At 56.4% G+C, this 21,410-nt stretch carries 20 protein-coding genes, 1 tRNA gene and 1 pseudogene; 6 read left to right on the top strand and 16 right to left on the bottom strand.

All coding sequences use genetic code 11. The features are described 5' to 3' along the window. Positions 1-14 precede the first annotated feature (14 nt). Entirely contained in the window at positions 15-365 is a 351-nt protein-coding gene (locus tag N5W20_RS00250; protein ID WP_319806950.1) for a RidA family protein, read from the top strand. Between the two features lie 138 nt (positions 366-503). Beyond that, on the top strand, positions 504-1,250 hold the full coding sequence (locus tag N5W20_RS00245) for a CHAP domain-containing protein (protein WP_319806949.1): 747 nt from the start codon (positions 504-506) through the stop codon (positions 1,248-1,250). A gap of 85 nt (positions 1,251-1,335) precedes the next feature. On the opposite strand, the gene N5W20_RS00240 is transcribed toward N5W20_RS00245, so the two are convergent. From N5W20_RS00240 to lgt, 12 genes and pseudogenes are all read right to left on the bottom strand, one after another. Continuing rightward, complete coding sequence (locus N5W20_RS00240; RefSeq protein ID WP_319806948.1) at positions 1,336-1,794, bottom strand: 23S rRNA (pseudouridine(1915)-N(3))-methyltransferase RlmH; 459 nt, start codon at positions 1,792-1,794, stop codon at positions 1,336-1,338. Between the two features lie 5 nt (positions 1,795-1,799). Then, positions 1,800-2,249, bottom strand: coding sequence for a ribosome silencing factor (rsfS, locus tag N5W20_RS00235; RefSeq protein ID WP_319807890.1), 450 nt, complete (start codon positions 2,247-2,249; stop codon positions 1,800-1,802). Positions 2,250-2,423: 174 nt separating this feature from the next. Continuing rightward, positions 2,424-2,936 (bottom strand): annotated as a pseudogene (locus N5W20_RS00230) (nicotinate-nucleotide adenylyltransferase); the annotation flags it as partial. 37 nt (positions 2,937-2,973) lie between these two features. Continuing rightward, entirely contained in the window at positions 2,974-4,230 is a 1,257-nt protein-coding gene (locus N5W20_RS00225) for a glutamate-5-semialdehyde dehydrogenase (RefSeq protein WP_319806947.1), read from the bottom strand. Positions 4,231-4,329: 99 nt separating this feature from the next. Beyond that, positions 4,330-5,424: a redox-regulated ATPase YchF gene (gene ychF / locus N5W20_RS00220; protein ID WP_319806946.1), complete on the bottom strand. Its 1,095-nt coding sequence runs from the start codon at positions 5,422-5,424 to the stop codon at positions 4,330-4,332. Next, positions 5,414-6,001, bottom strand: a complete 588-nt coding sequence (gene pth, locus N5W20_RS00215; RefSeq protein WP_319806945.1) for an aminoacyl-tRNA hydrolase — start codon at positions 5,999-6,001, stop codon at positions 5,414-5,416. Before pth ends, ychF begins: the two co-directional genes overlap by 11 nt. 18 nt (positions 6,002-6,019) lie before the next feature. Further along, positions 6,020-6,655, bottom strand: a complete 636-nt coding sequence (locus N5W20_RS00210; RefSeq protein WP_319806944.1) for a 50S ribosomal protein L25/general stress protein Ctc — start codon at positions 6,653-6,655, stop codon at positions 6,020-6,022. A 167-nt stretch (positions 6,656-6,822) separates the two neighbouring features. Then, complete coding sequence (locus N5W20_RS00205) at positions 6,823-7,422, bottom strand: histidine phosphatase family protein (protein ID WP_319806943.1); 600 nt, start codon at positions 7,420-7,422, stop codon at positions 6,823-6,825. Between the two features lie 10 nt (positions 7,423-7,432). Further along, on the bottom strand, positions 7,433-8,365 hold the full coding sequence (locus tag N5W20_RS00200) for a ribose-phosphate pyrophosphokinase (RefSeq protein WP_319806942.1): 933 nt from the start codon (positions 8,363-8,365) through the stop codon (positions 7,433-7,435). 151 nt (positions 8,366-8,516) lie between these two features. Beyond that, positions 8,517-9,440, bottom strand: a complete 924-nt coding sequence (locus N5W20_RS00195) for a hypothetical protein (RefSeq protein WP_319806941.1) — start codon at positions 9,438-9,440, stop codon at positions 8,517-8,519. Further along, complete coding sequence (gene pgeF / locus N5W20_RS00190) at positions 9,437-10,231, bottom strand: peptidoglycan editing factor PgeF (protein WP_319806940.1); 795 nt, start codon at positions 10,229-10,231, stop codon at positions 9,437-9,439. The genes N5W20_RS00195 and pgeF overlap by 4 nt, the downstream gene beginning before the upstream one ends. Next, a complete protein-coding gene (gene lgt, locus N5W20_RS00185) occupies positions 10,224-11,066 on the bottom strand; it encodes a prolipoprotein diacylglyceryl transferase (protein WP_319806939.1) in 843 nt (280 codons plus the stop codon). Before lgt ends, pgeF begins: the two co-directional genes overlap by 8 nt. A gap of 248 nt (positions 11,067-11,314) precedes the next feature. Here lgt and N5W20_RS00180 point away from each other — a divergent pair, with 248 nt between their 5' ends. The 4 genes from N5W20_RS00180 to N5W20_RS00165 all read left to right on the top strand — a co-directional run bounded on the left by N5W20_RS00180 (position 11,315) and on the right by N5W20_RS00165 (position 13,287). After that, positions 11,315-11,611 carry an accessory factor UbiK family protein gene (locus N5W20_RS00180; RefSeq protein ID WP_319806938.1) on the top strand — a complete coding sequence of 99 codons (297 nt, stop codon included), beginning with the start codon at positions 11,315-11,317 and terminating at the stop codon, positions 11,609-11,611. Positions 11,612-11,657: 46 nt separating this feature from the next. After that, positions 11,658-12,476 (top strand): pyrroline-5-carboxylate reductase, encoded by an 819-nt coding sequence (gene proC, locus N5W20_RS00175; RefSeq protein WP_319806937.1) that lies wholly within the window; start codon positions 11,658-11,660, stop codon positions 12,474-12,476. A 56-nt stretch (positions 12,477-12,532) separates the two neighbouring features. After that, positions 12,533-13,168 (top strand): TetR/AcrR family transcriptional regulator, encoded by a 636-nt coding sequence (locus N5W20_RS00170; RefSeq protein ID WP_319806936.1) that lies wholly within the window; start codon positions 12,533-12,535, stop codon positions 13,166-13,168. Positions 13,169-13,212: 44 nt separating this feature from the next. Then, positions 13,213-13,287 (top strand) — tRNA-Gln (locus N5W20_RS00165). 45 nt (positions 13,288-13,332) lie between these two features. Here N5W20_RS00165 and N5W20_RS00160 read toward each other — a convergent pair. The 4 genes from N5W20_RS00160 to N5W20_RS00145 all read right to left on the bottom strand — a co-directional run bounded on the left by N5W20_RS00160 (position 13,333) and on the right by N5W20_RS00145 (position 21,405). Then, entirely contained in the window at positions 13,333-14,724 is a 1,392-nt protein-coding gene (locus N5W20_RS00160) for a DUF2142 domain-containing protein (protein WP_319806935.1), read from the bottom strand. Continuing rightward, on the bottom strand, positions 14,721-17,255 hold the full coding sequence (locus N5W20_RS00155) for a glycosyltransferase (protein WP_319806934.1): 2,535 nt from the start codon (positions 17,253-17,255) through the stop codon (positions 14,721-14,723). The genes N5W20_RS00160 and N5W20_RS00155 overlap by 4 nt, the downstream gene beginning before the upstream one ends. Positions 17,256-17,537: 282 nt before the next feature. Continuing rightward, positions 17,538-18,986: a beta strand repeat-containing protein gene (locus N5W20_RS00150; RefSeq protein WP_319806933.1), complete on the bottom strand. Its 1,449-nt coding sequence runs from the start codon at positions 18,984-18,986 to the stop codon at positions 17,538-17,540. Between the two features lie 385 nt (positions 18,987-19,371). Continuing rightward, positions 19,372-21,405 (bottom strand): NAD(+) synthase, encoded by a 2,034-nt coding sequence (locus N5W20_RS00145; protein ID WP_319806932.1) that lies wholly within the window; start codon positions 21,403-21,405, stop codon positions 19,372-19,374. Positions 21,406-21,410: the final 5 nt, after the last annotated feature.

Genomic DNA, 21,410 nt, shown 5'->3' with positions numbered 1-21,410 from the left:
TAAGGATACGATAAATGAGTCGCATATTGCGGTCCGATCCAACACCCAGCCTCTCTAAAGCTGTCGAATATCACGGCTTTATTTTTACGCAAGGTGTTGTTTCCAGTGATCTTGCAGGCGATATTACTGCGCAAACTCAAAATATTTTCATGCAACTTGATGCATTGCTCGAGCGTCATGGCACTGACAACACACGTATTCTGCAAGCACAGATCTGGTTAAAAAATATTGAGGACCGCGCAAAATTCAATTCTGTCTGGGAAAATTGGCTGCCGGAAGGCCAGGCACCAGCACGCGCCTGCGTGCAGGCTGTACTCGCCGATCCGCGCATGCTCGTTGAGGTCATGCTGGTCACAACAAAATAACGCCGAACCCTGCCTGCGATGCACCAAAATTTTTTGGGAGAATCGCGCAGGAAAATCGGTGCCGAAGCTTGTCAGATTGCCGGTTTACAGTTACTTCCATGCAACAGGTGATGGTATCAGAAAGATGGGAAGCCGTTCGTGAATAAAAAACTCCGCCCAGCGCGCCCGACCAATCGACTTTATCTGACGTGCCTTTCTGCATTATCGCTCCTGGCCGCAAATATTTTCGGCGCTGCTGACGCTTCCGCCCGCTCAAAGACATCTTCCCGCCATGGCAAGGTCTCAGCATCGCATCATGCGCGCAGCCATTACGTCACGCGCCTGGCCCATCATCGTATTCGTCACAGATATCGTGGCGGACGCGTGATTCAGTGCGTCGCCTATGCCAAAACGGCCTCCAATGTACATCTGCATGGCAATGCGCGGGATTGGTGGCGTAATGCGGCGGGGATTTACGCCCGCGGTGCCGCGCCTGAGGCCGGTGCCGTTCTTAATTTCCGCCCGATCCGCCGGATGCCTCTGGGCCACGTGGCGGTCGTGCGTCAACTCGTCAATGACCGCACCATTATCATTGACCAATCTCATTGGGGACAACGTGGCGTCGCGCGGAATACGCGGGTGATTGACGTGTCGCCAAATAATGACTGGAGCGCGGTGCGCGTGGCCATAAACGGCCATCCGGAGAGCTTTGGCAGTATCTACCCGACCTACGGCTTCATTTATGAGCGCCCGGATCAAGGCATGATGCTCGCGCATGAGGACAGCGCCAATTCGACGCGTATGTCGGCTGTTGCGCCCAGAATGTCCGCCTTGCGGAATACTGAGGTCGCGCAAGTACCTGAGACGGCTTTCAGCGTTGATGGGCCGGAGCACCGCCTGCAATAAGCGGCCGCACGCCTTTCCCTTATCATAACGAATACGCCGCGGTGTCCGTCACGCCGTGGCGTTTTACTTTGAGGGGACGGTGCTATCAGGGACGAGTGGCGCGATGGTACGGATGCCCGCTTGAAATTGACCGCGCCCGATAAAGCTGCTCGGCCAACATGCAACGCACCATCATGTGCGGCCACGTCATTCGGCCGAATGAAATCTTGATATCGCATTGGTCGAGAACCTCACGGTCCAACCCCTCCGCGCCGCCAATCAAAAAAGCGACACCCTTGCCGTGCGACAATATTCTATCAATGGCCGCGGCAAAGCCAATACTGTCGAAGATGGTGCCCCCTTCATCCAAAGCAACGCGCTGATAATTCCCACGCGTCGCATGAAGCAGGGCTGCGCCTTCCTGACGCCGTTTTTCCGCAAGTGCGCCCCGCGCTTCCGGAAGTTCTGAAATCTCAAATCGGGGACGAATGCGCGTCTGGTAGCGCGCCACGAGTTCGCGCTCCGGCCCCTGACGCATTTTACCAATAGCGGCGAGCAGTAACATCGGGCTCAGTTATCAGCATCATCATCCAGCTCTGGCGCCCACATCTTTTCAAGGGCATAATGCTGGCGCGCCTCGGCTTTGAAGAGATGCACGACAATATCCCCGGCATCGAGCAGAACCCAGTCCGTGCCCCCCTCCCCTTCAATCCAGACGCGCTTGACGCCGGCTTCTTTGAGTTTCTTCTCAATATGCTCAGCCATGGCGGCAATCTGCCGGTCCGCCAGGCCCGTTGCGATCACCATTTTGTCCGCAAAGCTGGCGCGCCCGATGAGATCAATGACGGTAATGTCCTCCGCCTTATCCGCCATGAGGCTTTCATGAATAACATTCATCAGAATATCGGTATCGACTTCCGGCACGGCGGGGCGAGATCTGGCTTTTTTTTCCGGTCCGGCTGAAACGCGCTTTTTCCGGCTTGTCTTGTCAGGGGCCTGACGCGCATCCGTCGACGCGATGTGAAGAGAAGCTTCGTCTTGAGGCTCATGAGAGGAGAGAGACGCGGCGCTCTTCAACCGCGGGGAAGGTTTGGTAGGGATGGGTTCATACTCCAGTCGGTAATAGGTCGATAATGTCCCATTGCGAGACGCTGACCGACGCAGATCGGTCGAAGATATACCGCTATGCGGCGTCATAAGGAAAGCCCACCCCGGCGCACCTGACTGCGCCAGGATCGGCGCAAGGCGCGCCTGCTTGCGTAAACGTCTTAACCTTTGCGCCGTTTTACCAAGAAGGGCGCTGCGCGTTTGACCCGGCCGGGGCACGACGGCAATCGCCACCGTCCGGATGATTTTCCGCCAATGATTCCAACGCGTCAGAGAAGCGAAACTATCCGCACCCATCACCCAGACAAAGGTGATATGCGGAAAACGCCGACGCAACATGGTTAATGTTTCAGCGGTGAATTTCGTGCCCAGGCGCGCTTCAATATCCGTTGCAACGATGCGCCTGCCATCGGAGATGCGCCGTGCGGAACGCAATCGGGCCTCAAAAGCCTCTGAGCGCTGATGTTTCTTGAAAGGGTTGCCCGGCGTCACCATCAACCACACCTGGTCAAGCCGTAAATGCTTCAAAGCATAGGCGGCGAGGCGCTGATGGCCCTCATGAGCGGGGTCAAAACTGCCGCCCAACAGGCCGACCGTCATACGCCGTCCATCCCCGAAGACGGGGAAAGCACCGACATCAGGGGCGCGTTTGGCCATCGCCCCGAACTTCGTAACGATAAGTGGTCAATTGCGCGACACCGACCGGGCCACGCGCATGGAGCCGCCCCGTGGAAATCCCGATTTCGCCACCAAACCCGAACTCGCCACCATCACAGAATTGCGTCGAGGCATTCCACATCACGACGGCACTCGGCACGCCGCGCATGAAGGATTCGGCCGCCGCTTCATTTTCCGTAATGATCGCCTCTGTATGCCCGCTGCCATAGTGCCTGATATGCGCGCAGGCCCCGTCAACACCATCCACAATGGCGATGGAAAGTTCAGCATCGAGCCACTCTGTCGCGAAATCCCGTTCTGAAGCAGGGTCAAGTGTCGGCAGGATGGCGCGGGCCGCCGCATCCCCCCGGCAATGACAGCCCAAAGTGCTGAGATCCGCGACAAGAACGGGCAGAAACGTCGGCGCGATGGCGCGGTCGAGCAGTAAAGTCTCTGTCGCCCCGCAAATGCCGGGCCGCCGCATTTTGGCATTGGCAATGACGGCGCGCGCCATCTCGAGACGGGCATCCTGGTGCACGAAGCTATGACACAGCCCCTCAGCATGTGCCAGGACCGGCACGCGGGCTTCCTGCATGACGCGCGTCACCAGAGATTTACCCCCGCGCGGAATCAGCAGGTCAATCTGCCCCTGAGCGTGCAGCATCTCTGTCACGCGGGCACGATCCGTATCCGGCACGGATTGCACCGTGGCAACTGGCAGTCCGGCATGTCGCAGGCCCTGCTGCACAGCCCGCATCAGGCTCTGCGTGGAATGATAACTCTCCGAGCCGCCACGCAGGATGATGGCATTACCCGATTTGATGCAGAGCGCCGCCGCGTCGACCCCGACATTCGGGCGGCTCTCAAAAATCATCCCGATCACACCGATCGGGGTGGAAACCTGCCGAATGACGAGCCCGTTGGGCCGCGTCCATTCCTGCATCACTTTGCCAACCGGGTCCGGAAGCGCGGCGATGCGTTCAACGGCTTTCGCCATGTCGTGCAGGCGCTGGGAGGTCAGGGTCAAACGATCCAGAAAGGCGGCATTGCCCTCAGCATGGCCAAGGTCACGTTGATTAGCTTCGAGGATCTCGGCTTCATGCGTCCGTAACGCAGAAGCGATCTCCATCAATGCCTGACGGCGTTGCGCGGCTGAAGTGGCGGAAATGACATTATATGCCGCGCGCGCCGCTGTCATAAGCGCGCTGAGATCCCTTATGGAAGCGTCTTCCAGCATCAGCCGAACCTTCTGAAATGCAACGTTCTCAGCATCCTCGAAACATGCGGGGTTTGCAATCCCGTCCCGGTCACCACATTGTTATCAGGGCGGTGCGCGTCACACATTGAAGCGAAAGAGAAGGACATCGCCATCTTTAACGACATAATCCTTGCCTTCGATGCGTAATTTACCGGCTTCCTTGGCACCGGCCTCACCTTTGAACGTCACATAATCATCGTAGCTGACGGTTTCACAAGCGATAAAGCCGCGCTCAAAATCATTATGAATGACGGCAGCCGCCTGCGGTGCTTTCGTGCCCGCGACGATGGTCCAGGCGCGTGTTTCCTTCGGGCCGACGGTGAAATAAGTCTGTAATCCGAGAAGTTGATACCCGGCAGCAATGACCCGGTCCAGGCCCGAATTTTTCAGGCCGAGACCTTCAAGAAATTCGCCACGTTCCTCCGCCGCGAGCTGACTGACTTCCGCCTCAATTGCGGCGGAAACCACGACCATGGCCCCGCCCTCCGCCGCCACACGTTTCGCAATTTTATCGGAGAAGGCATTGCCCGTTGCCGCATGATCCTCATCGACATTGCAGACGTAAAGGACAGGCTTTGTCGTCATAAGCTGAAGGCGACGCGCTGTTTCCTCCTCTCCTTCCGGGATGGCGGTGCGTGCAGGGCGGCCGTCACGCAGTGCCGCCAGGATAGGTTGCATCACGGCAAGAAGCTGCTGCGCCTCACGATCATTACCGCGCGCACGCTTCTGCAAAGCGGGTTCCCGCTTCTCCAGCGATTCCATATCGGCGAGCATCAACTCAAGCTCGATAATCTCCGCATCCCGCTCCGGATCGACGGAACCTTCCACATGGGTGATGTCGCCATCTTCAAAACAGCGCAGCACGTGAATGATCGCATCGACTTCACGTATGTTGGCGAGAAACTGGTTACCCAGCCCTTCCCCCTTCGAGGCGCCGCGCACAAGCCCGGCAATATCGACAAATTCTAGACTTGTCGGCAGGGTGCGTTGTGAGTTGCCGATGCGCGCCAAAATCTCAAGCCGCGGGTCCGGGACGGCCACGCGCCCCACATTCGGCTCAATCGTGCAGAAAGGATAATTGGCCGCCTGCGCCGCGACAGTTTCCGTCAAAGCATTGAAAAGCGTGGATTTGCCGACATTTGGCAGGCCGACAATACCGCAATTAAAGCCCATGAGTGGCCTCCCTGACCAGAAGGGTCGTTTTTGTCATAAATTCTTCCGGCTGACTGTCCGCCAGTAAAGGGCAGGCTGTGGCAATGGAATCGAGATAAGCGGTTAGAAAAGGCGTTTCGGCCTTACTGAAATCACCCAACACGTAACCATGCACCCGGTCCCGATGGCCCGGATGCCCGATCCCGAGGCGCACACGCCAATAGGATGTTGAATCCAGATGCTGGTCGAGGGAGCGCAGCCCGTTATGGCCCGCAGCGCCCCCGCCTTTTTTGACGCGTGTTTTACAGAATGCCAGATCAAGCTCGTCGTGAAACACCGTGATGTGGTCAAGGGCGAGCTTGTGGAAATGGACGAGTTTCTGAACGCTCTCACCTGAGCGATTCATGTAAGTCATCGGTTTGAGGAGGAGGATTTTATGCCCGTCAATCACGCCTTCACTGGTCAACCCGCCGAGGCGGGCACGCCAGGGCGAGAAGCCATAGTGACGGGCAATCTCATCGACCGCCATGAAACCGATATTATGGCGCTGACGCTGCATTGAGGGCTCGGGATTACCGAGCCCCACCCAAAGAAGCATAAGCGCCCCCTCGTCAGTTTACTTCTTTTTGTCGTCGGCGGCCTCAGCCTCAGCCTTCGCTGCGGCTTCTACCTCCATCTCTGCATCCACGGTCGGTGGCGCGATGGTGACGATCACAACATGAGAAACCTGCCCGACAGGTGTCACGTTTTCCGTGCCCTTCAGGTCGGCCCAGCGAATCGTGTCATGAATGTCGAGACCGGACAGGTCAGCCGTGAAGCTGGACGGAATTTTGTCCGCATCGGCCAGGACTTCCACGGAGTGGCGCACGGTATTGAGCACACCGCCGCGCTTGATGCCGGGCGCGGCTTCCTCATTCTCAACATGGATCGCGATTGTGACGTGGACTTTCTCACCCGCCGCGAGACGCTGGAAGTCGACATGAATCGGCACATCCGTCACCGGATGAAGCTGGACATCGCGCATGATGGCACGGACCGGGCCGCCCTTCAGCTCAAGCGAGAACAGGCGTGAGCGCCAGCCATTACGGTGCATTTCACGCATGATGACGCGCGGATCGAGTTCGATCAGCGTCGGCTCCTGCTTGCAACCGTAAACAACACCGGGCACCATCCCGGACCGTCTCGTTGCGCGCGCTGCCCCCTTACCAGCCTTCGCACGCGTCGAGACCTCAAGTGAAGTCATGTCAACCACGTTAAAACTCCTTGCAGATAGACGAAGATCAGGCCTCCAGGGGTGCCTGATCCGAACCGGCGACTTACCTGAAAACCCGCATCCTTGCAAGTTTTACCCACCCGGCAACGACATGCGCGCTCATATGCCCGTGGACGATGCCTTGCCTGATGAATGGCGGCGTAACCTCAGCCCTTAATCTCATAAGGCGTCAGGGACCACGCACCCTCATCAAAAGCGCAATATATCGGGGTTGCGTTGGGCAGGCGCACATTGACAGGCAGATTCATCGCCGCACGTATTGCACGGAAAAGCGCGCCATGGGCGACGATAAGCGGCAGCCCTCCATGAGGCTGTTTCAGAGCGCGATTCACAGCAGTCACAGCGCGGCTTTTAAGATCGTCAAAGGGTTCACAGCCTTGGGGCAGGTAAGTCCCGGCAATCCAGGGATCATACCAGTCTCCCATGGGATGGCCCTCTTTCTCCCCGAAGGACACTTCGAGCAAACCCTCATCATCGGAGAGTGGCACCGCTCTACCCTGCACCGACTCCAAAGCGGATTGCGCTGCGCGCGCCGTTTCCCTGGCGCGCCCTAAAGGGGACGTGACGATATGGGTGATCGGTTTCGCACCACGGTCCCAGCATTTTTTCAGCTCTTCTCCCGCCGCGATCGCCTGTTGCCGCCCCACCGCATTAAGGGGAATATCACTGCGGCCTTGTGACAGGTTCCGGGCATTCCAATCCGTCTGACCGTGGCGCAGATACCAGAAGGGCTGTGGGAGAATCATGCATCAATCCTCAATGAAACAGGGAGGAGACTGAGCTCTCCTCAGAAACGGCTTTCATCGCGTCAGCGAGAAGATTCGCCGTACTGATCTGCCGGATATTCGGTGCGGCCAGCGTGGCTTCCGTAGCCGGGATTGTATCGGTGATCGACAGCATTTTTAAGGGCGATTTTTCTATGCGGGCCACGGCATCATTCGTCAGCACGCCGTGTGTGACGTAAGCCTCAACACCGGCCGCACCACAATTCATCAAAGCTTCCGCCGCGTTGCACAATGAGCCGCCACTATCGGCAATATCATCAACCAGGATACAATAGCGCCCTGTCACTTTACCGATGACGTTCATGACTTCAGAGACACCTGGCTGCTCTCGCCTTTTATCGATAATGGCCAGGTCCGTCGCGAGGCGCTCCGCCAATTGTCGTGCGCGGACGACGCCACCCACATCAGGTGAGACGACCATCAATTTCTCATTGGCGTGGCGTGCCTGAATATCCCGCGTGAAGAGCGGCGCGGCATAAAGATTATCGACCGGGATATCGAAGAAGCCCTGTATCTGCATGGCATGGAGGTCAATCGTCAGGATGCGGTGCGCCCCGGCCTCGACCAGAAGGTTCGCGACAAGCTTGGCGCTGATGGGCGTGCGGGGGCCGGATTTACGATCCTGGCGTGCATAGCCGAAATATGGCATGACCGCCGTCACCCGCCGTGCGGAGCCACGACGCAGCGCATCCAGCATGATCAGTAATTCCATCAGATTATCATTTGTCGGCGCACATGTGCTTTGAATGACAAAAACATCTTCGCCGCGAACATTCTCCCTGATTTCAACGAAAACTTCCGCATCCGCGAATCTGCGCACGGAAACTTCGCAGAGCTTCATATCCAGCTTCTGCGCGACAGCAGAGGCGAGTGGGAGGTTACTGTTACAGGCGACAATCTTCATCGAAAGACGACTCCGGTTGGAGAAGGCGGGAATGCGGGCTTCTAACAATGCTGGGCATTCATGTCACCCGAATGACGTAAACCGAAGCAACTTCGATAAATTTCTCGCCTCATGCGTGTCCTGACTGCACCGATTTCGCGGTGGCGTAAAGTCAATGCGCATTTTTCGGCAATGGTTGATAATTGCGCCCGGAATAGGCGGAAATAATCTGTCGCACGGCGCCAGCCGCCTCCTGCGCGGCAGCGAGGGCAATATCCCCCCAGGCTCGGTCAAGTGATCCGGCGGGAACATCGTGAAGTTGCGTCGCCGCCCCGGCTTCCTTCCCGGCTTTGTCACGCACATGCCATATGATTTCGATATGCTGGCTCGATTTGCCCGTCGTGCCTTTCGGGCCGTCCGTCATTTTCACGCGTCCATACACGGTAAAATCGGCGGTCTCCTTCTTCGTCGTGATCTGGTCATATTGATCGGGCAAGGATGTCATGAAAGCGCGTGACAGGGAGATATCGCCGTCCCCCGGCGCGCCCTGCACACCGAGGAACTGGATTTTCGCGGCGCGGCGCTTGAGACTGCTCGGGTCCGCCATCATGGCTTCTGCCTTGATCCCGGTCAGGAGGCTGGCGATGCGCGGGGCGGCCTCCATCGCAAATTGCCGGCGTGCGGCTTCTGACAGGCCCTTCCATCGCGATTCATTGAGGACGGGGCCGTCAATATGTCCCCGCGCCTTTCCATCCGGCGCGATAATCGTGTAACGGGACACCAGCCCCGCCTGCGTTTTTTCAAGCGCGACTTTCAGCCACCAATCACCTTTGCTGGTCGGTTTCGTCACAGCGGGAAGGGATTGTGAGACGAGGGCCTGCGTCATGACATGCGCGAAATCGAGGGATGATTTTTGATCCCCCAGGAGGGCGTCTGGCGGCGGCACAGCCAGGCGTGGCGGCGGGAGATTGGCGACCAGCCTCTTCCCCTCCTTGCCCGGATCATAAAATGGTTTGGATACGGAAACGCAGGCCGCGAGACCTGTCATCAGCGCGATTCCGAAAAAAGCGCGGAGAGCGCGCCTGCCTGGCATCATGTTCTTTTTCCTGCCCTGATCGCCGAAATCTGACGCCCTGTATGTTCATGCCCGCCAAGTGTCATGCGGCGGTGGCTGAAGAAACGACGTGAATCACTGAGCGTGTCCAATCTGATCTGAGAAATATGGCGCAACCCGGCGCGGCGGAGGCGGAGGGCGCAATAACCTCCAAGGTCAAAAAGATAAGCGCCAGCCCGCTCAGCATTGATGAAGAAAGCGCGTGCTTTGTCATCCTGCGCCAGCAATTCAGCGCGCATATCCTCCTCAACCTCATAGCGCCTCTGGCTGATACACGGGCCAATGACGGCCGTCAGTTCCTGCGCGCCGAGGGCCTGCATCGTCCAGATCGTATTTTCAATCACGCCGCGCATGGCGCCTCGCCACCCCGCATGAATGGCCGCTACAATATCCCCCGACGCATCGGCAATCAGGATGGGCCCGCAATCCGCCGTCTGCACGCCGATCGCGATGTCATGGCACATTGAGACGATGGCGTCAGCCGGATCGGCGCTTGAGGGGCGCTGGAGATCGGTCGGGTTCTGGAGCGTCAGCACGTCAGATCCATGGACCTGTTGCACCGTGACGAGATGATCGGCGGGAACGCCCATGAAATTTGCAACCCGCTCCCGATTGGTCGCCACATTCTCCGCACGGTCACCCACTGACGTCGAAATATTCAGACAATCATAAGGGGGCGTGGAGACGCCGCCCTGACGGGTGAAAAATCCATGCATGATGTCCGGCAGGGCCTGGGCCTGCAAGACATGTTGCGGCGAGAGGACTTTAACCATGATCGGCGCCTCCCGCCATCATGGAATTCCCGCGCGAATGCCGCATGGCGTAAATAATAAGGCCGATCCCGGCGACGGCCATGGGTATGGAAAGGACCTGCCCCATTGTCACCCCGAAAGGCAGATAGCCGATAAAAGCATCCGGCTCCCGGAATATTTCACAGGAACTTCGCGTTACCGCGTAACCGAGCAGGAAGAGGCCTGACAAAAAACCAAATCGCGCCCGCACCCAGGGGCTTCTAACCGCCCAGAACATCACGGTGAGAAGCACCACCCCCTCCGTCAGCGCCTCATACAGCTCAGACGGATGGCGCGGCAGCGGGCCCGCATCGGGAAAAATCATGGCCCATGGGAGGTGATGCGCTGCGGGCCGCCCCCAGAGCTCGCCATTAATGAAATTGGCGCAGCGTCCCAATCCGAGGCCGATCGGCACAACAGGCACGATCCGGTCCGAAAATGCCAGAAAATTGAGGCCATTCCGCCATGAGAAAATGGCCAATGTCAGTATGACGCCCAGCGCGCCCCCATGGAACGACATCCCGCCATTCCAGACCTGAAGGATCGCCGCAGGGTGGGTCAGGTAATAGCCTGGCTGATAGAACAGCACGTACCCGAGCCGTCCGCCCAGAACAACGCCGATCATGGCCCAGAAGACGAAATCATCCATCTGCTCCCGCGTCGCGGATTGGGGCGGGAGAGCTGCCAGATGGGTCGCGATCTTCCAGCCGATATAGATGGAGAAGATATAAGCCAGCGCATACCAGTGCACGCTGAGAGGCCCCAGATGAAGAGCGACCGGGTCGATATGCGGAAAATGCAGGGCGCTTTCAGTCATCAGTAAATCCGATCATGAGGGATGGCATCGAAGCAGAGGAGATTGATTGCATGATGTCGGCCCCTGATGCAATCTCGCCGGGGCGTTGAACTCACGCAGCCAACGCGCTAAACGACCGGCAGGCTCGAGCGTTGACCTGTTTTCAGTCGCGAAGCGGGCACATCGTGCTTCCGCAAGCCGGGTCGCGATCCGCAGGCCGCTTCGCCTTTTATAACGGGCGCGCAGAACGCGCAGCGCAGGAGAGTATCATGAGAGACCGTCCCAGAATATTTGATGATATGTCCGGCCTTGCCGGAGGTGCCTTCTCTGCCCTGACGGGTTTGCGGGAGGAGCTGAAGGCGCTTGTGCAGAACCGCGTTGATGAGTTTCTCGCCCGGCTGGAAGTCGTACGGCGAGAGGAATTTGACGCCATGGTGCAGATGGCGAGCCATAGTCGCATGGAGACGGAGCGTCTGGCCCAGCAGGTCAAACTTCTACAGGACCGCCTGAATGCAGGCGAAGCGCACAACCCGTCCACGCCGAAAAAAAAACCGGCTTCACCCTGATCACGCCGCCGCCGCCAGCCTGCCCCTCCTTTGAAGAGTCTCTCTTATGCCGTCAAAACAACTTCCCTCGATTCTTCTTATCGGTTGCGGGCATATGGGGGGGGCGCTCTGGCGGGGGTGGCTGCGGCACGGCATCGCGCCTTCCGTCATCGTGGATCGTCACCTTGAGGCGGTCCCCGCGGGTCATCACATTTGTCGCAAAGCTGCCGACATATCGGCGGATTTCAAGCCGGACTATATTATCCTCGCCGTAAAGCCCGCGCGGATGGAGGAGACGCTTCGAGAAATCGCGCCCTGGATCGGTGACGCCGTGATCATCTCTGTCCTCGCCGGGCGCAGCATTGCGGATCTGCGTGGGGCCCTGCCCCGGCCGGAACGCGGTAATCCCATTATACGCGCCATGCCGAACACGCCGAGTGAAATCGGCCAGGGCGTGACCGGCGCCTATGGTGTGGGGCTGTCGGATGCGCAGCGCGGGATCTGTGATGCGTTGCTCGCGACGGTTGGTGTCGTTCTGTGGCTTGATCGGGAGGATGAGATCGAAATCCTGACCCCTCTCTCCGGTTCCGGCCCTGCCTATGTCTTTCTCTTCGCGGAATTGCTGGAGCAGGAGGCGGTGGCGCGGGGATTGACGCCGGAGGTTGCCCGCATTCTGGCCCGGCACACTGTGGCAGGGGCCGGTGCACTCCTCGCCACATCCGAGGAAGACAGTGCGACATTGCGCCGCAACGTCACAAGCCCTCATGGCGTTACACAGGCAGCTTTAAACGTCTTCATGCGCGCGCATCAGGGGATGAAGCAACTCGTTTCCGAAGCTATCGCGGCTGGGCTTCAGCGAACGAGAGAGCTTTCCAGGCCCTCCTGACCTTCTCGTCGCGTCCGCGCCCGATGACAGCCGACATGTAAGATAGGATGAAGAAATTGACGGCAACGCACCACCGCCCCGATGACATCGAGAAAAAGATCCTTCGCGCCATGATGACGCGCGCCGCTGAACGGGGCTGGGCCCATGCGTCCGTCTACCAAGCTGCGGAGGAAGCCGGTGTCACATTGAGTGAGGCGCGACGGCGCTTTCCCAACAAGAACAAAGTTCTGATCTATCTGGGTCAATATGCGGATCAGCTCGTTTTAGAGCATCACGCCAGCGGCACCCCGCGGGAGCGCCTGTTTGACCTTATGATGCGCCGTCTCGACGGGTTTCAGGAATATCGTGAGGGCGTCCGCGCCGTGTTGCGGCATATCCCTTTCGACCCGAAGCTCGCGCTGATGCTGGCCGTCATGACGGAAAGCTCCATGGAATGGATGGCGGAAGCTGCCGGGTTGGATGTGAGTGGATGGATGGGCAGGATACGCCTCAAATCGCTTCTGGCCCTCTGGGGTCACCTCATCCGCATCTGGGAGCGTGATGATAGTGAGGACCTGGCCGTGACCATGTCCGGTCTTGATAAGGCGCTTGACCGGGCTGAACGCCTCGGATTGCTGAGATCAGCAACGTCTCACTTCAATGATGACCCGCCGGAGCCCTTCTCCGAAAATCTCGACCGGAAGGCGAAATAGAGGCTTTACCTCCGGGCCGTCTCAAAGTAGAAACGCGCCGAGATTGGGGTGTAGCCAAGTGGTAAGGCAGCGGATTTTGATTCCGCCATGCGGAGGTTCGAATCCTCCCACCCCAGCCAGATCTTCCAATGACAATTAACCGGGTTGCTTGCGGCCCCGCCTGATCAGGGCCAGTAACGCACGTCCAGAGACCACGCCATGGTCACCGTGCTGGACAAGGCATAACCGACTGTGACGACGTTCCATAGGCGGTATCGGGCAGGACGGGCGGCCATCAAAGCCGTGTCAGGCCGCATCGCGACGATGAGGAAAGCCGCGATAGGAATGAAATATCGCCCCTGCAAGCCGATAATCTCATCCTGACCCACGATTGTCCAAATAATGTAAAGCGAGATGCAGACAAGAATCGTCGCACAGACCATCACGGCCAGAGTCATCACGACACGACGCCTCTCATGCGCTGCCTGACGCACTTTTGGCAGGTAGAATGTAAGCAGGATGAGCGCAAACAGCACGGAAGCGACATAGAAAGCGCGGGGCAGAAATGTATCGAGCCAACCGAGAACACCGATGAATTGCTCACTCAAATGCTGGCCCTGCAGGTAGAATGTGCGCAGCATCGTGCCCGGAAATTGAAGGGGATGGTGCAGCAGAAATTGTATCTGACCGTGTTCAGACATGCCGGCGGATGATTCATAGGCCGCCTTACCCCACCTGATACCTGTCAACGCCCAGCCGATTGACACCACGAACGGGATGGCAAGTGAGACGAACCAGCGCCAGAACCAGATGAGCGGCGTTATCAGGAGCGGCAGGATGGCAAAAACCAGCATGGGCGGCTTGCCCACAAACGCAGCAAAGCAGAGCCCGGCCCCGCAGATAAGCGCCCAACTGGGAGGTTCATCAAGTCCCTGACGCGTCAGGAGTGCCGCAGCCATGAAGGCGGCGGAGATCAGCAGGGCATCCTGTGAGCAGCTCGCGAAAAGATGCAGGGTCATGGGCATGGAGGCCAGCGCCACGAGGAAGAGCGTCCCCCTGCGACAGAGCGCAATGGCGAACGCCGTGAGCGTGACGGCGAGAAGACCTGTCAAAGCCCGCGCCAGCATGAACGTGGTGAAGACCGAGAAATGGAAAATCTTGCCAAGCCAGATACCGACCACCACGCCGGGATAGGACCAGGGAGGATTCACAGCCGTATTTGCGATGCCAAAATATTCAACGGGACCGCCCCAGCCATTTTGTTTAGCGTACGTCAATAACTCAGGCGTGATACGTTTTTCGGCATGAAAGTTAATATCGTCGTAAGCATGAAGCACCCGCATCATCTCAGCCGGAAAATCACCGCCTGAGTCGGTGGGTGCCACCCTTTTACTGTAGAATTTCCCCTCCGAAATCTGAAGCGCCCGCGCAAAGTGATTCGGCTCATCCGGTATGACGCTGATCGGAGAGAACCAGATATTGCCGAGAATTGCGCTCAAACCGATCAACAGGTAGATGATGGCGGTTTTTCGACAGTTATGATATAATGGCCGTGAAGTGCTGATGATGCGTTTCATAATGAAGTACAGTGTCTGTAGATTCTGGCGATCTCATCCGCCTGATCCTCAAGTGTCATCAGATCACCTTTGAGAGGATTGACGTAGAAATCAAAACGTCCGGGATTATCGATCAAATTCTGCATCGCAACCATAAGGGGTTTCGGATTTTCGCCCATGGGAATGAGGTTGCCATTGACACCTTCCACAATCGACTCACTTTGCCCCCCCGGCATTGTCGAGATGACCCAGACATCTCGCGCCAACGCCTCGCGCACAGTGAGCCCGAAACTTTCCTCCCATTGCGAGGGAAACAATAAAACGTCGATCTCGTCAAAGAAGACATCAATATTTTCGGTTTTGTAACCGGGCACAACAATGATTTCTCCGCTACTCGTGAAATCACTGTCGCGAATACTGGTCAATCCCAGATTGGAGCTGCTATCAACAATGCGACACGACCAATTTGACGATTCAAGACCATCCAATGCAGCCCTGAGCACGCCCCAGCCTTTTGCGGGGGCGATACCGCCTACATAGCCCATCCGCAGGGGACTGCCGATTTTGCGTGGACGATGCGGCCTTTTGGGTGGAAAAACTCCATTATTATTGACGATGATTTTTTCCGGAGGGATGCCGTTCCGCACATAGGCGCGTTTATGGGATTCAGACGGTGCGAGAAGCGCTGCCGCATGCGTCAATATGTCAAACGACAATCCGCGCCGCGCCGACAGGAAAGAATCGTGGCGTGAAAGAGGTGGCGTCCTTCCTGACTGTTTGAGATCATATTGCCCGTGATCATCAGTGATGAAAAGATTTTCAGAGATCCACCAGCAATCATGCAGCGTAATGATATAAGGGATATTGCGTGCGCGGCATTGCATGGCGAGGTCCATCCCCATCGTCTGGATCGCGTGCAGATGCACGATATCGGCCGACCAGGCATCTATCCATTGCCCGAATACATCGCCCGTTTTCGTATTTGACGTCCAGAGACATGGCTCAGAAGGCGCAGCAATAATGGGCATCCCGTCAAAATCATAGCGAATAGCGTGATGATCCTCGTTACTTGCTTCCGCCTTTGTCGTGAACATACTGAGGTCAAAGCCGCGATCCCGCAATAAAGGTTGCAAGGCCTCAACCAGTAAAGCGGCCCCGCCGAAGGATTGTGGCGCGTAATAGACGCTGGCGGAGAGCACCCTGAGTTTTTCCTTCAGGAAAGTCGGGGGTGAACCGAACAATTCAAGCACCTGGTGCTGGATGATATTTTCGGATGAGAATTTTGTTTCGACAGTCTGGCGCGCTGCCGCCCCGATTTCAAGCCGCTTCGCAGGGTCCGCACATAGCACCATGATCGCGCGATACCAGGACTCCTCTGTATCGGCGATCAGTCCATTCACGCCGCTATTCATAACTTCGCAGATCGTCTGCGACGGGGAACAAATGATGGGAACAGACAATATGCCCGCTTCCATGAACTTGATGACGCTTTTGCAATCATTGAAGCGTGATTTTTCCAGGGGCGCGATTGTGAAATCAGCCGCGCCCAGGTGACGCAGATATTGCTCGAAAGACGTTTCCCGGGAATGACGGAACCGATCACCATAACGATGCAGCGCGTTTGACGGCACAAGATTTCCGACGAGGTGCAGATGCAGGCGGGGCTCATCCGCCATGGCGCGCAGGATCGCGCCTTCAGCCTCTCGGAAATCGACATTACGCGCGCGGCTGCCCGTGCCGAAGCAGAGCCATATCGGACCTGTCTCTGAAGATTTTACCGGGGGCTTGGCCGCGATTTCTCTCGCAACATCCATTGTTTCGTGATCGAGCGCATTTTCGATAACGTGAACTTCTTCCACCCCGGCCTCAACCATCGATTCAGCGAGGGCGCGTGTGGATGCAATGCCACGACCCGCATAAATGAGGCTTGCACGGTGACGATCCGCCTCTTCAAAGTAAAAGGCGCGCTCCAGGTAAGAGATCGTTTCGAGATTGCCGTTTTCTTCGTAACTTTGGCGATCAAATATCAGGTCATCGACTTCCCAGTAAGTCGGGATGCCTAGATGCTTCGCCAGCTTCATGGCGCGCTGAATGCGGGGGGACAATGTCAGGCGATAAAATATTGCGATGGTTGCTGACAATATCGGGGTGAGAAGATCACGCTCGCGAAACGGGTCGATTACGAGGACTTTCCAGCCAATCTTCTCAAGATGCTCTTTTCTTTGCGTTACTCGGTACTTCGTGCAGGCACTGATACCTTGATCAGCAATGATGACAATAAAAGGTCTGACGAGGCCGGGATTTGGCATGACTTCCCGGTGGTAAATCTCTGCACATTTTTCATAATGATGCGTTTGCACAAAGTGGCGTCCGCCCGTTTTGGCCAGCAGCACAGAGCGCTCCCAATTCTGGCGGAGCCACTGAAAGCAGGTTTTAGCGCTGTGCTCCTTGAAGATGGCAAGTCCATGCTGGAGGAATTTTGACGCGACGTCCCTCTTCATCCCGCTTGAGAGCAGGGTTTTGGCAAAACGTAGCGGCCAGGTGAGGCGCATCGATATTGAGTTATAAACGCATTCCTGATGATGCCTGAGGTCCGCAACCTCAACCGTCAATCGGTATATGTCATTTCGGAGAAGGGTTTCCTCGTCACTATTTCCGTTAAGAACGCGAGGAATATCTTTATCAATTATGTCGAGCAAGTTGGACCCCAATGCTTTCTTCGCACAAAGGAGTGTATATCGAAGATAGGCAAGTGGAAATACGGTATTTAGTAAAAAAAAGCCTCGAAAACAATAGTTTCCGAGGCGTTAAAAGTTATAAAAACTTGTTAATGTTTAACTAATGTCGAAATTCGAAGCATTGAGATGCGTAATACCGACGAAAGTCACGGTCATATTGTTGTCGAGAGTAATCGTCGTATTGTTACCATTAACTACAGCTGTGTCGAGAAGCTTCTGAACGGCCTGTGCCGCATTCGCCGGCTTGTAGTTATACATGAAGAACTTGTTACCAGCATTGGACATGAAGTCCTCGATAGTAATGTGACCGCCGGAATGTCCCTTAAGCACACCAAAATCGCTGAGACCCTGGCCAGACCGGACAGTCGCGAAACTGTCACCGCTCGTCCCCTGGAAGGCTGTGCCGAAGACGAAGTGGTTGTAGCCCGAACCACCAATAAGTGTCTGGCTGCCAGGACCCGTCCAGAACTCAACTTTACCAGTTGAATTGGACGCATTGACGTTTTGGTCACCGACAGAGCCAGGCTGGTTTGTGGTGTAGATCAGATATTTATCCGCGGACAATGACAGATTGAGCCCGGATGCACCCCAAACCGTTCCATATTGGGTCGTGACACTGATATTGCCCGTGCCATTAATGAAGCTGAGCGCGCCATTGACACTGATCGTGTGATTGGAGCCCTGGGCCAGATAGAGATCACCTGCCGCAGAAATCGTATCACCGGAACCACCAATGATTGAGCCTGTCGCACCGGAGAAGGTGATTGTCGAGCTCATGGCACTATCGACCGTGCTCGCATTACCGACGTTGATCGTGCTTCCGACAGTAACGCTGGCATCGGTGTGGACGTAGGAATTTGTTGCGAGGTTAAGGTTGGTGTTCCCACTATAGACGGTGACATTTGCGCGCCCGCCAATTGTGCCGTCGACCGTATCCGTCCCATAGAGACTGACGTTGTTTATACCCTTGCCGAGGCGGACCGTGTTATTGCCGACACCCGTCTGAATTTCGTTATTACCGTCCGATGCGTAGATCTGGCTGTTGCCCTGCCCGGTCACGATCGTCCAGTTGCCGGTCGTCCCCGTAGCTCTGAAAGCGTTATCCCCCGTCGTCGCGACGAAAGAGCCGTTATAATTGCCCGCCGTGAAATCGACACCCGCCAGATCACCTGACAATACGGAGAGGAACGCTGAGCTTATATTGATGGCGTTGACAGTAACACGCTGATTGAGCTGCGGATTGATAATCGTGCCAGCGGGAATAGTTGCATCTGCGCCCGTGCCGATAACAAGGTGGGTATAGTCGCCCGAAACAGTGTAACCGCCACCCGCAGAAATGACGCCTTGAGACACGGTGATCGGCTGAGAGGGTGTCTGACCAATATTGTTGCCCGACGTCGTAAAGTTTTCCGACGTGAATTGACCTTCGGTGTAGGCCGTCAGAATCTGCTGCGCATAGTCCTGGGCAAGGGTTTGCGCTCTCCCACCGTCGACAGTTACCTGAACCGACCCACCTGAAGACCCGACAACTGTTACAACGGCCATTCCCGTATCCTCATTCAAGTTATCCCGCCGTTAAGCTCGGCGGCGTTGTTGCGACCTCTGTTTTACTACTTCAAGTTACAGCTAAACTAAAAGTTAATTCACTGTCAAACTAAAACGCGCAGTCAAAATGGTAAAACTTAAAGTTACTTTACCGCTGAACCTTCTTTTGACTCGACGAATACGAGTGGTCGAACCAACAACCGCGAATGACACAGCTTAAAAATGGTTAACGCGAATACACAGACTTAAACAGACAGCAACCCCCTGCCCGCACTGTTGAAGTGCGAAACCATTGCCATCCGAAATATGTTTTTAACCATTTGGACCAACTCCAGCAAGAAGAATCTGCCTCACTCACAAGTTTTTTACGAAAATCGTCAATTTTTTAGGGAACTTTCCCGAAAAGCTCGTCCAACCAGAGTTGCGCTTGCGAATCGGAAGGCATCCGCCAATCCCCACGAGGGGAAAGTGCGCCGCCGGGACTGATCTTCGGCCCGTTCGGCATAGCGGAGCGTTTAAATTGACTGAAACTAAAGAATCTTTTTAGAAATACTTCCAACCATCTCCTGATATCAGACAAAGTATAACATAACTTTCTTCCCTCCGGGTAGTTCGCAGGCCACCGGCCTTGTGAGGGGTCCAGCCATGCATGCATTGTAAGAAAAGCAATTTTCGACGGTTTCAACCCGTATCGCAGCGTAAAATATAAAAAGAAGTCCTGTAGGTCGTAAGGCCCCACAATGTCCTCGGTTCGCTGCACGCTGCCATTTTGCGCCGGCACAAGCTCAGGTGAGATTTCTGCCTCAATGATTGATTGAATGATCGGCACTGAAGCTGCCGAGGGGAGTTTTTCAGCCGCTAACCACCGTAATACATGCTGAATCAGGGTTTTCGGCATCCCGGTATTGACGTTGTAATGTGACATCTGGTCACCAACGCCGTAAGTGCACCAGCCAAGGGCCAATTCTGATAAATCACCCGTGCCGATGACAATGCCACCTATTTGATTGGCGATGCGGAACAGATAATCCGTCCGCAGCCCGGCCTGGACATTTTCGAACGTTGTGTCGAAAACCGCCTCCCCGCGCGCATGAGGGTGGTCGAGATCGCTCAGCATACGTGTTGCAGCGGGACGGATATCCAGCTCACGCGGTTCAATATTCAGCGCGCGCATCAACGCCACGGCCAGGGATTTACTTGCGTCACCCGTGGCGAAACCGGGCATGGTATAAGCGTGTATCGACTCAGCAGGCCAGTCCAACTGCTGGGCGACACGGCGGCAGACAAGCAGCGCGAGCGTCGAGTCGAGCCCTCCGGAGACGCCGATGACCATCCGGGTCACGCCACTGGCCCGAAGACGCTGGATGAGGCCCGTGACCTGGATCGTCCACGCCTCGAAACAATCCTGCGCGAGGCGTGATGCCTCATTCGGGAGGAAGGGAAATCGCGGAATCTCCCGCTTCAGCCCGATATCGACCCGTGGCGGTTTCGTATGGAGAGATATGTCCCGCCATGTTCGGGCTGCGTGACCTGTGTCACCCTGCACCACACTCTGTCGTCTCAGGCGCTCCTGCACGATGCGCTCAAGGTCAATATCAGTGTGGACAATTTTCGCGCCGGAAGGGAAACGCTCCGACTGCGCGAGGATGTCTCCCATTTCGTAAATCGAGACCTGCCCGTCCCAGGAGAGGTCAGTCGTCGATTCCCCCTCCCCCGCAGCGGCGTAAAGATAAGCGGAGATTGTCTTGAGCGATGCCGCACGGCAGAGGAGATCCCGCGTTTCCGACTTGCCGATCGTGATGCTGCTGGCTGAAAGATTTGCCATGACCGTCACACCGGCCCGCGTCAGGCGGATATGAGGTGAGTCGGCAACCCATAAATCCTCGCAGATCTCCACGCCGAGGATGAGATCAGCAATATCTTTATATCTGAAAATCAGATCACAGCCGAATGGCACCTCGTCACCCGCGACGGAAATCACCGCGCCATTTATCCCTGACCCGGCGGAGAAATGTCGACTCTCATAGAATTCGGCATATTCCGGCAAATGAGACTTCGGCACCACGCCGCAGATCCTGCCGCCCTGGAGCACGACCGCACAATTATAAAGCCCGTTGCGGAAACGCAGCGCGGCGCCGACAATTAGCGTGATCTGCAAGGCGCGCGTCTCATGTGCAAGCGTCCGTAGCGCCTCATGCGTCGCTTCAATCACAACAGTTTGATGGCGGAGATCCTCAAGACTATAACCTGTCAGACATAATTCCGGGAATACAGCGAGGACACTGCCTTCCCTCTCACATTGCGCCGCGAGTCCGGCGATGATTTCCGCGTTATGGAGAGGTACGGCAAGTCGAACGGGAAAAGTGCAAACACTGACCCGCGCCATCCCGTGACTGTAGATTGAGTAAAAATCTTCCATAATAT

Origin of the sequence: Candidatus Kirkpatrickella diaphorinae (assembly GCF_025736875.1) — a bacterium.
Classification (GTDB): Bacteria; Pseudomonadota; Alphaproteobacteria; order Acetobacterales; family Acetobacteraceae; genus Sorlinia; species Sorlinia diaphorinae.
Note: the sequence above shows the minus strand (reverse complement) of the source record. Positions and strands in the feature narration are given on the sequence as shown.

Bases quoted from the DNA above. Each gene is read 5' to 3' on its own strand.
- N5W20_RS00180 (WP_319806938.1), top strand. From the start codon at position 11,315: ATGAGAGACCGTCCCAGAATATTTGATGATATGTCCGGCCTTGCCGGA.
- proC (WP_319806937.1), top strand. From the start codon at position 11,658: ATGCCGTCAAAACAACTTCCCTCGATTCTTCTTATCGGTTGCGGGCAT.
- lgt (WP_319806939.1), bottom strand. From the start codon at position 11,066: ATGACTGAAAGCGCCCTGCATTTTCCGCATATCGACCCGGTCGCTCTT.
- N5W20_RS00225 (WP_319806947.1), bottom strand. From the start codon at position 4,230: ATGCTGGAAGACGCTTCCATAAGGGATCTCAGCGCGCTTATGACAGCG.
- N5W20_RS00155 (WP_319806934.1), bottom strand. From the start codon at position 17,255: ATGCGCCTCACCTGGCCGCTACGTTTTGCCAAAACCCTGCTCTCAAGC.
- N5W20_RS00145 (WP_319806932.1), bottom strand. From the start codon at position 21,405: ATGGAAGATTTTTACTCAATCTACAGTCACGGGATGGCGCGGGTCAGT.
- pth (WP_319806945.1), bottom strand. From the start codon at position 6,001: ATGCTTCTTTGGGTGGGGCTCGGTAATCCCGAGCCCTCAATGCAGCGT.
- N5W20_RS00250 (WP_319806950.1), top strand. From the start codon at position 15: ATGAGTCGCATATTGCGGTCCGATCCAACACCCAGCCTCTCTAAAGCT.
- ychF (WP_319806946.1), bottom strand. From the start codon at position 5,424: ATGGGCTTTAATTGCGGTATTGTCGGCCTGCCAAATGTCGGCAAATCC.
- N5W20_RS00200 (WP_319806942.1), bottom strand. From the start codon at position 8,365: ATGAAGATTGTCGCCTGTAACAGTAACCTCCCACTCGCCTCTGCTGTC.
- N5W20_RS00240 (WP_319806948.1), bottom strand. From the start codon at position 1,794: ATGTTACTGCTCGCCGCTATTGGTAAAATGCGTCAGGGGCCGGAGCGC.
- N5W20_RS00195 (WP_319806941.1), bottom strand. From the start codon at position 9,440: ATGATGCCAGGCAGGCGCGCTCTCCGCGCTTTTTTCGGAATCGCGCTG.
- N5W20_RS00150 (WP_319806933.1), bottom strand. From the start codon at position 18,986: ATGGCCGTTGTAACAGTTGTCGGGTCTTCAGGTGGGTCGGTTCAGGTA.
- pgeF (WP_319806940.1), bottom strand. From the start codon at position 10,231: ATGGTTAAAGTCCTCTCGCCGCAACATGTCTTGCAGGCCCAGGCCCTG.
- N5W20_RS00205 (WP_319806943.1), bottom strand. From the start codon at position 7,422: ATGATTCTCCCACAGCCCTTCTGGTATCTGCGCCACGGTCAGACGGAT.
- N5W20_RS00160 (WP_319806935.1), bottom strand. From the start codon at position 14,724: ATGAAACGCATCATCAGCACTTCACGGCCATTATATCATAACTGTCGA.